Consider the following 15412-nt stretch of genomic DNA (forward strand, 5'->3'; position numbering starts at 1 on the left):
AATTGATGACGCAAGCAACGCAGATCCAAGATATTTATCCGTTATCGTACATGCAGGAAGGGATGCTGTTTCATTCACTGCTTGATTTCAGCTCTAAAGCCTATGTGGAACAAACCTCGTTTACCATTACAGGCAGCCTGTGTATCGATTCGTTTCAAAAGAGCTTAAATCTTCTTGTTTCCCGATACGATATTTTCAGAACCATATTCCTTAAGGAGGTTCCAGACCTCACTGGGCCGCAGCAAGTTGTGCTGACAAACCGTGAATTGACCGTACAAAGGGAAGATCTTTCTCACCTGAAACATGATGAGCAGCTTGCTCTGATAGAAGACTTTATGCAGCAGGACCGGGAAAAAGGGTTTCACTTGCAAAAAGATCCGTTAATGCGGCTCACGCTTTTTGATAGAGGAGACAGCACATATACATGTGTCTGGACACATCACCATATCATCATGGATGGCTGGTGCTTGGGCATCATCCTCAAAGAATTCTTCAGCATGTATGACTCACTTAAAAATAACAGGCCTGTACAGCTCGGCAGCACGGTGCCGTACAGCCGTTATATTGAATGGCTCGGAGAACAAGATAAAGAAGAAACCGCTGCATACTGGAGAGATTATCTGCAGGAGTACGGCAAGACCGCTTCTATTCCCAAGCTAAAAAGCCGCTCAGCGAACGGGGAATATGAACCCGCACATATCCGTTTTTCTTTAGAGCCGGCTATCGTTCAGAAATTGACAGCAGCTGCCCAAAATTGGGGAGTTACATTAAACACTTTATTTATGAGTCTATGGGGTGTTCTTCTCCATCGTTACAACGGAACGGATGACGCGGTCTTCGGCTCTGTTGTTTCCGGACGTCCGTCAGCGATTGACGGGATCGAGTCAATGGTCGGCTTGTTTATTAACACTGTTCCGGTGCGTATTCGATCTGCAGAGAAAATGGCATTTTCTACACTTGTCAAATCCGTGCAGGAGGATACTTTACGTTCTGAGCAGCATGGTTATTATCCGCTTTATGAGATTCAAAACCGCAGTGCTTTAAAGCAAGGATTGATCGATCATATTCTTGTCTTTGAAAATTATCCTGTACAGCTTCAGCAGGCAGTCAATAGGCAAAGCGAAAATGACGAAAACGCATTGAAGCTTGATGACATTTCTATGTCAGAACAAACCAGCTATGACCTTAACGTTGTCATCGTTCCAGGTGAATCATTTTATATTAAATTCAGCTACAATGCCGCCGTTTATGAACGGGAAGAGGTGCTTCGGATTCAGGGGCACCTCATGGAGGCAATGGATTGTATTTTGTCAAATCCCGATATTGCTGTCGACAGCATCAACATTGTGCCTCCTGAAGAACGTAAGCTCATTCAATCGTTTAACGAAACGGAGCGCCATTATCCAAATAAAACGCTATCCCAATTGTTTGAGGAACAGGCTCTCAAAACACCTGACGCGGCTGCTTTGAGAATGGGAGATGAGTGCCGGACATACCGGCAATTAGATGAAAGAGCCAATCAGATTGCACACGCCCTGACAGAAAAGGGAGCTGGATCTGGCGGGATTGTCGCTGTGATGATGGAACGGTCAATAGACATGGCTGCTGCCCTGCTTGGAGTTTGGAAAGCCGGCGGCGCTTATCTGCCTCTTGATCCAAGTTATCCGAAAGAGCGGCTTTCTTTTCTGCTGCATGACAGTCAAGCAGCTCTCTTACTGACAGAAGAGGAACTTATTTCATTCATCCCGTCAGGCTATGAAGGCAGAATTGTGACATCAGAACATACAACACATTACAAAACGGACTCTCCTGATGCATCGATTGGTGAGCTTGCCTACCTGATCTATACGTCAGGAACGACAGGACAGCCAAAAGGAGTGCTCGTTGACCATCAAGGAATTGCAAATACCTTGCAGTGGAGACGGGAAGAGTACGGCATGAGCGAAGGGGATACAGCACTTCATCTGTTTTCCTATGTTTTCGACGGCTGCGTGACGAGCTTGTTTACTCCGCTTCTGTCCGGCGCATGCGTGCTGCTGACTACAGATAACGAAGCGAAGGACGTGCTCGCCCTCAGACGGAAAATAGCTCAATACAAGGTCAGTCATATGCTTATTGTTCCTTCCTTGTACCGGGTGTTATTAGAAGTGCTGACTGCTGAAGATGCACAAAGTCTTCGTATCGTGACATTTGCGGGCGAGGCAGTGACTCCTGACCTGCTTGAGACCAGCAGAAAGATTTGTCCCTCCGCTGAACTTGCAAATGAATATGGACCGACAGAAAACAGTGTGGCAACAACAATCCTTCGTCATCTGAACGAAGAAGAGAGAATCACGATCGGACACCCGATCGCCAATACAAAAGTATATATTTTACAAGGAGAGCAACTGCAGCCGATAGGCGCGGCGGGTGAACTGTGTATTTCCGGCGCGGGTCTCGCACGGGGGTACTATAAGCGGACAGAGCTAACAGAGAAAGCATTCACAGACCATCCATTCCTCAAAGGGGAACGCTTATATCGAACCGGAGATGCAGGGCGCTTCCTGCCTGATGGCACGATTGAATATATTGGACGTTTTGATGATCAGGTAAAAATCAGGGGATATCGCATTGAATTAAGTGAGATTGAAACTGTTCTCCGGCAAGCATCTGGAGTGAAGGAAGCTGCAGTGCTGGCCCGTGATGTTTCTGATGAGGAAAAGGAACTCGTTGCTTATATCGTTCCGGAAAAAGGAAACGGCCTTCCGAATCTGCACCAGCATCTTGCCGGTACATTGCCGTCCTATATGATTCCCGCAAGCATCATCAAAATCACTCAAATGCCGTTAACATCCAGCGGGAAGCTCGACCGTTCCGCACTTCCGGAACCAGAAAACACAACAAGCTTAACGTACATGCCGCCACAAACCTTAATGGAAACTGAACTGGCACGCATTTGGGAAGAGGTGCTGAACAAAAATCAAATCAGTATTCGCGATGATTTCTTTCAATTAGGCGGACAGTCCTTAAAAGCAGCCACACTCGTATCAAGAATACATAAACGGCTGAATATCGAGCTGCCGCTCAGTGACGTTTTTTCTTATCCGACCGTGGAAAGCATGGCAGCCAAACTGATGAGTTTACGTGAGCATGCTTTTACACAGATTGAACCTGCGGATTTTAGAGATGTCTATCCGCTGTCTTTCTCGCAAAAAAGATTATACGCTCTTTACCAGTTGGCAGATGACAGCACAGGCTACAACATGCCGGCCGTACTGGAACTGCGAGGACATTTGGATCGCGGGAGATTGAGAAAAGTTCTCACAGAGCTTGTGAATCGGCATGAATCATTGCGTACGGCATTTGAACTGAACAACGGAGAGCCAGTGCAAAAGATTCATCCGGCGCTGACAGCTGATCTGAAAGAGCTTGAAATTGAATCAGAGCAAATGCTGCAGTCTGCGATCTCGTCCTTTATCAAACCGTTTGATCTCACCGTGGGACCGCTTTTTAGAGCAAGCTTGATTTCTCTCGAAAAAGAAAGAGCCTATTTGTTGCTTGATATGCATCACATCATTGCTGACGGAATCTCTATGAGTACACTCGTCCAAGAATTCACTGATCTTTATTGCGGAAAAGAGCTTCCAGCTTTAAACCTGCATTATAAGGATTTTGCAGTTTGGCAGCAAGAGAAGTTTCCGGAAACGCATTACAGCAAACAGGAGGCCTACTGGCTGAAGCAGCTTGGCGGCAGCCTTCCAGTATTGGATTTGCCGCTTGATAAAACGAGGCCGCTTCTGCCTGATTTCAGCGGCGGAACATTTGAAGTAAACATTGATAAAAGAACGGCGGAAGAACTGCACCGCTTGATGTTTGAAACGGGAACGACGATGTATATGCTCCTTCTGGCTGTCTATTCCATCATGCTTTCCAAACTGAGCGGGCAGGAGGATATTGTTGTCGGCTCGCCTGCTGCCGGGAGACCGCACGCTGATCTGGAGCGAGTCATCGGGATGTTTGTCAATACATTAGCTATGCGATGCCAGCCTGAGGGCCGCAAAACGTTCAGCTCTTATTTGCAGGAAATTCGCGAACTTGCTCTGACTGCATACGAGCATCAGGATTATCCTTTTGAAGAGCTCGTCAATAAGCTTGAAACGAAACGGGAGGTAAATCGCAATCCGCTGTTTGACGCGATGCTTGTGCTTCAAAACAGCGAAGATTTCCGGTTTGAAGTGCCTGGTTTATCTATCTCGTCTGTAACCCCGTCACACAATGTATCTAAATTCGATTTGACATTACACGCTGAGGAGCATTCCGATGGCATTCGCTGCCGCTTCGAATACAGTACCGCGCTGTTTGAAGAAGAGACCATTGTAAGATGGGCTTCCCATTTTATTGAGCTGGTGAAAGGAATAACGTCTGATATCCATATGAAGCTTTCGGAAATGCAATTGCTTTCTGCTCCAGCGCGCGAATTGCTTCTTGAAACGATGGGTCAGTATGCTGACTATCCAAGAGATGAAAGCTTCGTTCGTTTATTTGAAAAACAAGCAGCTGAACATCCCGAACATACCGCAGTCGTATGCGATCATATACGGCTGACTTATCGCGACCTGAATGAAAAAGCAGAACGTACAGCGGCTATGCTGATGAAACAGGGAGTCCGATCCGGGGATATTATCGGTTTATTGTTTGATCGATCGCCTGATATGGTGATTGGCGTTTTATCTATTCTAAAGGCCGGAGGGGCATACTTGCCGATTGACCCTGAATATCCTCAAGAACGCATCAGCTTTATGCTGAATGACAGCGGGGCAAGAATTCTTCTGACAGAGCACGGGCACAACAAGCCGGCGGATTACCATGGGCAAATTTTATATCTGAATGACGCCGAAAACGAATTGATTTCGCCTGATTTGAAAGCGCAAGAAACATTAGCAGACCAGCCAGCTTATGTGATTTATACATCTGGAACCACTGGGCAGCCAAAGGGCGTCGTTGTCGAGCATCGCAATGTGATTAGTCTATTGAAGCATCAGGATCTGCCTTTTGATTTTGGCAGTGAGGACGTTTGGACTTTATTTCATTCATATTGCTTTGATTTCTCAGTATGGGAAATGTTCGGAGCGTTGCTGAATGGAAGTACGCTGGTTGTTGTCTCCAGAGAAACAGCCCGCGATCCAAATGCATTCCGCCTATTGTTAAAAAACGAAGGCGTCACAGTACTCAATCAGACTCCAACTGCTTTTTACGGACTCATTCATGAAGAAGAAAACCATACGGACCGATTACATGTGCGATACGTTATTTTCGGCGGAGAAGCTTTACAGCCCGGCATGCTTGTAACCTGGAACGAGAAATACCCTGATACTGATCTGATCAATATGTACGGCATTACTGAAACAACTGTACATGTGACATATAAGAAATTGTCCTCAGCTGATATAGAAAAAAATAAGAGCAATATCGGAAAACCGCTGGCAACTCTTCAGGCTTATGTGCTGGATGCTCATATGAATCTTCAGCCTACAGGAGTTCCAGGAGAGCTGTATATTGGCGGAGAAGGGGTAGCCCGGGGATATTTGAACAGAGATGATCTGACCGCGGCCCGATTTGTACCTAATCCTTATCTTCCGGGAGACAGATTATACCGAACCGGAGACCTTGCAAAGCGTCTGGCAAGTGGAGATCTGGAATATATGGGCCGCATTGATGATCAAGTAAAGGTGAGAGGACACCGCATCGAGCTCGGCGAAATCCAGGCGTCTCTGCTTCGGCTTCCAATAATCAAAGAGGCTGCTGTCATCACAAGAGATGATGAACAAGGCCAATCCGCTGTATATGCTTACTTGGTTGCGGAAGATGGACAGGTCGTAAATGAAGCAGATATCAGGGCTGCCATGAGAGCCGTTCTGCCTGATTTTATGGTGCCTGCCCGCTTGATCCAGATTGACAGCATCCCGCTGACGGTTAACGGCAAGCTCGACCAGAAAGCCCTGCCGGAACCAGATAAGCGCGCTCAAGCTGAGAATGATATCAGCCCTAGAAATGAGATTGAAAAGGCGATTGCTGACATTTGGGAGGAACTGCTCGAAGCGGAGGAGATAGGTGTCAGCGCGAATTTCTTTGAGCTTGGAGGGGATTCAATAAAAGCATTGCAGGTGTGTGCACGGCTGAAGCAGCGAGGCTATGAAACGACAGTGCGTGAGATGTTTGAGCATCAGACGCTTGGTGAACTGTCCGCCCGCGTTCGAAAAGCTGTACGCGTAATTGACCAAACGCCAGTCGAAGGCGAGCTGCCTTGGACACCTGTACAGCAGTGGTTTTTCTCACAGTCATTGGAAGCCCATCATTTTAATCAATCTGTCATGCTCTACCGGGCTGAACGATTTGATGACATTGCACTCAGAAATGTGCTGAGAAGCTTGGTGACTCATCATGACGCACTGAGAATCATATGCCGTTACAAAGATGGCAAGCCTGTACAGGTTAACAGAGGAGCAGATCTTCCGGATGAGGAGCTATATGCCTTCGATCTGTTTGATATAAGAGATCATCGTTCAAATACAGCCGGAAATGCACAGGGCTTGTCAGCCGAAGCACACAAACAGATTGAAGAAATGGCAAACCAAATTCAGCAAACCATTCGATTGGAGACTGGCCCTTTGCTTCATGCTGGTTTGTTTAAAGCCGAAGATGGAGACCATTTGTTTCTGACGATCCATCACTTAGTCATTGATGCCGTTTCATGGCGCATTTTATTTGAGGATTTTTCAATTGCTTACGAACAGGCAGTCTCAGGAAAACCCATCGTACTGCCGGAAAAAACGGATTCATATTTCACCTATGCACAAACATTGGCTGACTATTCAAAAAGCCGTCGTCTGCAGCGTGAAATCGCGTATTGGAATGAGCGGGAGGACCGGCATATTGAGCGTATTCCCAAAGATCATTCGGTCACATCGAACTCATTCAAAGATACAGAAGTAATTGATTTCGAGCTGTCTCGTGAAGATACAGAATTGCTGTTAACTGGTGCAAACAATGCATACAACACGGAAACGAATGATATCCTTCTGACTGCTTTAGGCCTAGCTTTGCAGGAATGGACGGGACTTGACCATTTCAAAATCAGTATGGAGGGCCACGGCAGAGAAGATTATCTTGACAATATTGACATAAACAGAACAGTAGGCTGGTTCACTTCAATTTATCCTGTATGGCTTGATATGAGTGATTCTGACTATACGGATGAAGGTGAGCGGCTAGGGCGACACATTAAGCAGACAAAAGACATGCTGCACCGCATACCGCATAAAGGCGCAGGCTATGGAGTGCTGAAATATATCAACAAGATATGGGATTCTAAGTACAGCGACCCGGAAATCAGCTTTAATTACTTAGGCCAGTTTGATCAGGATGTTCAATCAAAAGCTTTTGAGATTTCTGATATTAAGACAGGGAATGAAATCAGCCCGGATTGGGAGCGTCCTTATGTGCTTGATATCAGTGGAGCCGTTTCATCAGGATGCTTGCACATGCACATTATTTATAACCGTCTTCAATTTAAGAAACAAACCGTACAAGCATTAGCCGATCATCTTAAACATGCGCTTGAAAACATAATTCAGCATTGCGCGGGCAAAGAAAACCGCGAATGGAGTGCCGCTGATTTTACTGATGAGGATTTAACGCTGGAGGATTTAAGTGAGATTATGGGGGCCGTCAACAAACTATAGGAGAGGAGATTCATTGATGCCGCAGCAACCCGAAATACAGGATATATATCCCTTGTCTTTTATGCAGGAGGGGATGCTTTTTCATTCGCTGTATGATGAACAGTCGAGAGCTTATTTTGAACAGGCGTCTTTTACAATCAATGGGCAGCTTGACTTAGACCGTTTCCAGAAAAGTATGGACGCTGTTTTTGACAGGTATGAAATCTTTCGAACGACTTTTATCTACAAAAATGTAGCCAAACCTCGTCAGGTGGTGCTTAAAAACCGTCCTTGCCATGTTCATTTTGAAGATATTTCTCATCTTAATGAGAGAGAGAAAGAACATTGTACAGAAGCATTCAAGGAACAAGATAAAAAAAGGGGCTTTGATCTTCAGTCGGATGTACTGATGAGAATATCCGTTTTAAAATGGGCGCCTGAGCGTTACGTGTGCATCTGGAGCCATCACCATATTTTAATGGACGGATGGTGCTTAGGCATCATCATTAAAGACTTTCTCCACATTTATCAAGCGCTGGGAGAAGGGCGGCTTCCATATTTGCAGCCAGTTCAGCCGTACGGAACGTATATTAAATGGCTGATGCAGCAGGATCGTGAAGAGGCAGCTGCGTATTGGAAAAAGCGGCTGCAGCATTTCGAGAAAGCTTCTTCTTTGCCAAAAAGAAACGAGCAAGTATCAGAAGGTGAATTACAGCAGGTGACGTTTACCATCTCTGAAAAAGAAACGTCCGATTTGCAGAAAATCGCAGCAGCATCCGGTGCAACGCTTAACACCGTTTTCCAAGCTTTGTGGGGGATTTTGCTGCAAAAATTCAATCGGTGTGACGATGCCGTGTTCGGATCAGTCGTCTCAGGCAGGCCCTCTGAGCTGGAGGATGTAGAAAATATAGTCGGCCTTTTTATCAATACCATTCCCATCCGAGTCCAAAGCAAAACTCTTTCTTTCTCTGGCCTGGTCAGCCAGATGCAAAAGGAAATGACTGAAGCAGAAGCATACAGCTATTTCCCTCTATATGACATTCAAGCACAGAGTGCTCTTAAACAAGAGCTCATTGATCATATTATCGTGTTTGAAAACGTGCCGACCCAGCAAGAAATTGAAGGACTAAACCAGACTGGATCGTTCGGTTTCTCAGTGGAAAATTTTGCGATGGCGGAGGAGACTAATTATGGATGCAGCGTCAAAGTAATTCCAGGCCGCACATTGTTCGTGCGCATCAATTTTCATACAGGTTTATATGAGCCTGGCATAGTAGCTGAGATAAAAGATTATTTACAGCATATGATTTCAGCTGTCATCTCTGATCCTTCTCTTCCTGTTTCAAAGATGACGTTACTAGATAAAGACAAAACACAGAAAATGGTTGCTGAATATAATACGACGGGAACTGTTTCAGCGTTAGCTCCGACACTGCACGGGCTGTTTGAACGTCAGGCGGCTTTGACGCCGGATCGGACGGCTTTGCGCTTTTCTGGCGGCTCGCTGACTTACGCGGAGCTTGACATGTACGCCAACAGGCTGGCAGCGCGCCTTACGGCGCATGGTGTCACGAAGGAAAGCATTGTCGGTGTTCTAAGCGAGCGGTCGCCGGACATGCTGACAGCCGTTCTCGCCGTTTTAAAGGCAGGCGGAGCTTATGTGCCGCTTGATCCTGCATATCCAGAGGAGCGGCTGAGCTATATGCTGAAAGACAGCGGGGCAGCATTGTTGCTGACGCAGCCGGGATTAAAGGCACCTGTTTTTTCCAAAAAGACACTTGAAGTGGATATGACGGCGCTTGCGAATGAAGAATCCGAATATCACTCTCTTCATCAAGCGGACAGCGATTCTCTCGCCTATGTAATCTATACGTCGGGCTCCACTGGACGGCCGAAAGGGGTCACCGTGGAGCACCGCCAGGCGGTTTCCTTTCTGACCGGCATGCAGATGCAGTTTCCTTTAGAGGAAGACGACATCATTATGATGAAAACGTCTTTTTCCTTTGATGCATCTGTCTGGCAGCTGTTTTGGTGGACGCTTTCAGGTGCTTCGGCCTATCTGCTTCCGTCCGGCTGGGAGAAAGACCCGGCATTGATGGTAAAAGCCATTCGGGAGGAAGGCGTTACAACGGCCCATTTTATTCCGGCCATGCTGAACAGCTTTTTGGATCAAGCGGAAATAGAGGCACCGAGAAGCCTGAAGCGCGTATTCGCCGGAGGTGAACCGCTGGCACCCCATACGGCAGCCCGGTTCGCTTCTTTGCTGCCGGAGACATCGCTGGTTCACGGCTACGGGCCGACAGAAGCAACCGTTGATGCGGCATTTTACGCGTGTGATCCTGAGCTGGACAGGGATCGCTTGCGTCTTCCGATCGGAATACCCGTGCCTGGCGCGCGTCTGTATGTGTTAGATCCTCATTTAGCCGTACAGCCTGTCGGCGTAGCGGGAGAATTGTACATCGCCGGAGCCGGCGTCGCCAGAGGCTACTTGAATCGTCCGGAATTAACAGAAGAACGTTTTCTTGATGATCCATTTTATCCGGGAGAGCGCATGTACAAAACAGATGATTTGGCGCGCTGGCTGCCAGATGGACAGGTTGAATTCCTCGGCCGTCTGGATGACCAGGTGAAAATCCGCGGCTACCGGATTGAGCCGGGAGAAATCGAAGCGGCGCTCAGAAGCATTAAAGGCGTGCGGGAAGCGGCTGTAACTGTTCGTACAGAAAGCGGCGAGGCGGAATTATGTGCGTATGCGGAAGGACTCGGCAGAAATGAAGTGCGCAAGCAGCTTGATACTTTGCTTCCGGGCTACATGATCCCTGCTCATATCATTGAGATGGAACAATGGCCGGTTACCCCGAGCGGAAAGCTCGACAGAAAAGCGCTGCCTGCTCCTGACGGAGCGGCAGATCGGGAAACCTACACAGCGCCAAGAAATCTGACAGAGATGAAGCTTTCCCAGCTGTGGGAGGAAGTGCTGAAAAGCGGACCTGTCGGCATTCACGACAACTTTTTTGACCGGGGCGGCCATTCCTTAAAAGCCACCGCGCTTGTCTCCCGGATCGCTAAGGAATTCGGCGTCCAGGTGCCGCTGAAGGATGTGTTTGCCCATCCGACGGTAGAAGGTTTGGCTTCTGTCATCAGCGAAGGAACGGAAAGTCCGTATGAAGCCATTAAGCCGGCTGAAAAACGCGAGACCTACCCGGTTTCCTCCGCCCAAAAGCGGATGTATGTGCTCCAGCAGCTGGAGGATGGAGGCACAGGCTACAATATGCCGGCAGTCTTGGAGCTGGAAGGAAAGCTGGATCTTACAAGAATGGATGCTGTATTCAAAAAGCTGATCAAACGCCACGAGTCACTGCGGACGTCCTTTACAACGGACACAGACGGCGAGCCGGTTCAGCGCATCCATGACGAAGTGACGTTTACATTCCACACCTCTGTGCTCGGCGGACAAACTGAACAGGAAGCCGCGGCAGTTTTTATCCAGCCGTTTGACCTCAGCCAAGCTCCGCTGTTTCGAGCGGGAATCGTCAAGGTATCAGACGGACGGCATCTATTACTGGTCGATATGCATCACATTATTTCAGATGGTGTGTCAGTCAATACGCTCATTCGCGAATTCGGGGAGCTGTACGCCAATCAAGAGCTACCTGCGCTTCACATTCAATATAAAGACTATGCCGTATGGCAGGAGGCCTTTAAAAAAGGAGACACGTACAAGACGCAGGAGGCGTACTGGCTGAAGCAGCTCGAAGGCGAGCTGCCCGTACTGGACCTGCCGGCTGATTACGCTCGGCCGCCAGTGCGAAGCTTCGCGGGTGATCAAGTCTCATTTACGCTCGATCAAGAACTCACAGCCGGGCTTCACAAGCTCGCACGGGAGAACGGAAGCACCCTGTACATGGTGCTCCTGGCAGTTTACACAGCGTTATTGGCGCGCTTAAGCGGACAGGAAGACATCATCGTCGGGTCACCAATTGCCGGACGTCCTCACAAAGATCTTGAGCCGATACTTGGAATGTTCGTCAACACCCTGGCGCTTCGGACACGCCCGGAGGGCGGGAAGCCGTTTGCACAATTTTTGCAGGAAGTGCGTGAGACTGCATTGGAAGCTTACGAACACCAGGATTATCCGTTCGAAGAGCTTGTCGACAAGCTCGGCATGACGAGGGATATGAGCCGAAATCCGCTGTTTGATGTGATGTTTGTGCTTCAGAATATGGACCAAGAATCCATGCAGCTGAAGGACCTGTGTCTCCGGCCCGCAACAAATGTGGGACATCAAGTCTCAAAGTTCGATTTAACCCTGTATGCGTACGAGGAAGCTAATGGATCTATGATGTTTCAAATGGAATATAGCACTGATCTCTATCAGAAAAATACGATTGAAATGTGGCTTCAATATTTAATGAATATGCTGCGCGCCATCATCCAAGACAGCGAAGCAGCCCTTGGAACAATACATGTATTGGACGAGAATGAAACCCATTTCCTTATCCATGAACTCAACTGCACAAAAAGAGAGTATCCGAGACATGAAACCATCAGCAGGCTGTTTGAGTTACAGGCTGCACAAACGCCTGATGCCATAGCTGTGGCCGGCGATGAACAAACATTAACGTATAAGGAGCTGAACATCCGGGCAAACAGGATTGCTGCTGTTCTTCGCCGAAAAGGAGTCGGACCTGAAACTGTAGTTGCATTATTGACAACACGAACTCCAGAACTTGCAGCAGGAATGCTCGGCATTTTGAAAGCTGGAGGAGCCTATTTGCCTATCGCTAAGGATCTTCCAGCTGACCGAATATCATATATGCTGTCTGACAGCGGTGCAAAAATACTCCTTCAATCTGAAAAAGCAAACAATCAACGATTAGACTTAGAGCTTAAATGTGAGCAAATCGTCATCGAAGAGATTCAAGGACAAGGAGAAACGAAGAACTTTGAATCTCCAGCAGGACCACATTCACTCGCTTATATCATCTATACCTCGGGATCAACCGGCAAACCGAAGGGTGTCATGATTGAGCAGCGAAGTGTGATCCGTCTTGTCAAAAACAGCAATTACATTGAATTTACACCTGGAGACCGGCTTCTGCTGACTTCTTCACTCGGTTTTGATGTCGTTACATTTGAAATACTCGGGCCGCTGCTAAATGGCGCTGCTTTGCATCTCACAGATAAAGAAACATTTCTGGATTCCCATCAGCTTAAGAGGTACATAGAACAAAACGGAATCACCACAATGTGGCTGACTGCATCTCTTTTCAACCATTTAACAGAACAGAATGAGAAAACATTTTCCCGGCTCATAAATCTGATTATTGGCGGAGAAGCTTTGTCAGCCAGTCATGTCAATCGAATCAAGCAAGCATGCCCGGAATTGTCAATCTGGAACGGATATGGGCCGACTGAGAATACAACATTTTCGACTTGTTTTCACATTGAAAAACTGTATGAACATTCCATTCCGATCGGCCGGCCGATTGGTAATTCAACCGCATTTATCTTAAATAAATGGGGAATGCTGCAGCCGATCGGAGCTGTCGGTGAACTGTGTGTCGGCGGAGATGGTGTGGCAAGAGGCTATCTTGGTCGACCAGACCTGACGAAAGAGAAATTTGTGCCAAATCCATTTGCGCCCGGCGAACAAATGTACCGTACCGGTGATCTGGCACGCTGGCTACCGGACGGCACAATTGAATATGTAGGCCGTGCCGATGATCAGGTAAAAATAAGGGGGTACCGGGTTGAGCTAGGTGAGATTGAATCAGCGCTTCGTCATATAGACGGTATCAAAGAAGCAGCCGCATTGGCGCGAACAGGACAATTAGGCAGCAAGGAGCTTTACGCCTATATAAGCGTAAAAGAGGGTACAGATGCTGAACAAGTGCGTACTCACCTTTCTCAAAAGCTGCCAGGCTATATGATGCCGGCCTATGTGATAGAAATGGATGCTCTCCCGCTCACTGCCAACGGAAAATTGAACCGAAAAGCACTGCCTGAACCAGATATCACATCTAAACAAACGTACGTCCCGCCTCGAAATGACCTTGAAGAACAGCTTGCGATCATATGGCAGGAGGTTCTCGGGACACAGAGGATCGGAATAGAAGATTCGTTTTTTGAACTAGGCGGAGATTCAATTAAGGCTCTTCAAGTATCCGCGCGCCTCGGACGTTATGGATGGAGCTTGCATGCAAGCGATTTATTCCGCCATCCGAACATAAAAGATTTATCAGCGGTCATCCGGAAGACAGAAAGAGTAATAGACCAAGGATCTGTTGAGGGAGCTGTTCCATGGACACCTATTCAGCATTGGTTCCTCTCTCAGGATATAGAAGATAGGCACCATTTTAACCAGTCTGTCATGCTGTTTAGCCCTGATTGTTTGTCGGAAAATGCACTGCGCGCATCATTAAAAAAACTGGCAGAGCATCATGATGCCCTTCGGATGATTTATCGGGATGATAGCGGACAACAGATACAAATCAACCAAGATATTCATGAATCCAAACTGTACAGCTTAAGGATTTCTGATTTTTCAGATCCGGGAATCGATTGGGAAACGAGCATTAAAGAAGAAGTGGCAAATCTTCAGCAAAGTATCAATCTCCAACAAGGACCATTACTGCATGCCGCTTGGTTTAAAACGCTGTCCGGAGATTATTTATTTCTCACGATTCATCATTTGGTCGTTGATGGGGTATCATGGAGAATTTTACTGGAGGACCTGTCAGCGGCATATCATCAAGCAGCTTCAGGACAGGCTATACAGCTTCCGCCTAAAACAGATTCCTATCAGGAATACGCACGGCGAATTCAAGATTATGCCCAAAGCAGCAAGCTGATTCGCGAGGAAACGTACTGGCGGACGGTTGAAGAGGAAAAAGCAGCGGAACTGCCATATGAAATGCCTTATATGGAGAATATGAACAGCAGTGAAAGGGAAACATTGCGCTTTTCACTCACTGAAGCAGACACCGCGGTCTTGCTGCAAAAGGTAAACCACGCTTATGGCACAGATACACAAGATATTTTATTGACGGCGGCTTCCTTAGCGATTTGTGACTGGACAGGGGGCAGCAAGCTCCGTTTGGCAATGGAGGGACACGGAAGAGAACACATTCTGCCGGATTTAGACATCAGCCGGACGGTTGGCTGGTTTACATCCATTTACCCCGTCCTTATTGACTTTGAAAATCAAGCGGATGAGCTTGGAACCGCAGTTAAAACTGTGAAAGATACATTGGGCCGGATACCGAACAAAGGGGTAGGGTACGGCATGTTGAAATATCTTACACATCCCGAACATAAAAGCATGGTGTTTTCAAAAACACCCGAAATCGGCTTTAACTATTTAGGGCAGTTCAACGACATAGAAAGTCAAGACCGTTTCCGCCCATCCGGTCTTGGGAGCGGTAAGGACATCACTCCTACTTGGAAGCGGGAGCAACTTATTGAGATGAGTGCGATGGCAGCAGAAAATCAGCTTCATTTTCAGCTCAGCTATCCGCCGGCACGGTTTCACAGGGGTACAATGGAGCGGCTCATCACCATGATTGAATGCTATTTGCAGGATATTATGAAACACTGTGCTGAAAAACAGAACACAGAAAAGACGCTGAGCGATTTCAGCAGCCAATCATTAACGGCAGAGGATTTGGACAGTATATCCAGCTTGGTGGAAGACTTGTAGAAAATCGTGA

At 47.3% G+C, this 15412-nt stretch carries 2 protein-coding genes; both read left to right on the forward strand.

Annotated features, from left to right (window positions below; all coding sequences use genetic code 11):
- Positions 1-5 precede the first annotated feature (5 nt).
- On the forward strand, positions 6-7721 hold the full coding sequence (locus tag MTN95_RS00155) for a non-ribosomal peptide synthetase (RefSeq protein ID WP_248336526.1): 7716 nt from the start codon (positions 6-8) through the stop codon (positions 7719-7721).
- A gap of 16 nt (positions 7722-7737) precedes the next feature.
- Positions 7738-15402: a non-ribosomal peptide synthetase gene (locus tag MTN95_RS00160; RefSeq protein WP_248336527.1), complete on the forward strand. Its 7665-nt coding sequence runs from the start codon at positions 7738-7740 to the stop codon at positions 15400-15402.
- The last annotated feature ends 10 nt before the right edge of the window (positions 15403-15412 follow it).

Source organism: Bacillus sp. 2CMS4F, from assembly GCF_023161785.1.
Classification (GTDB): Bacteria; Bacillota; Bacilli; order Bacillales; family Bacillaceae; genus Bacillus; species Bacillus halotolerans.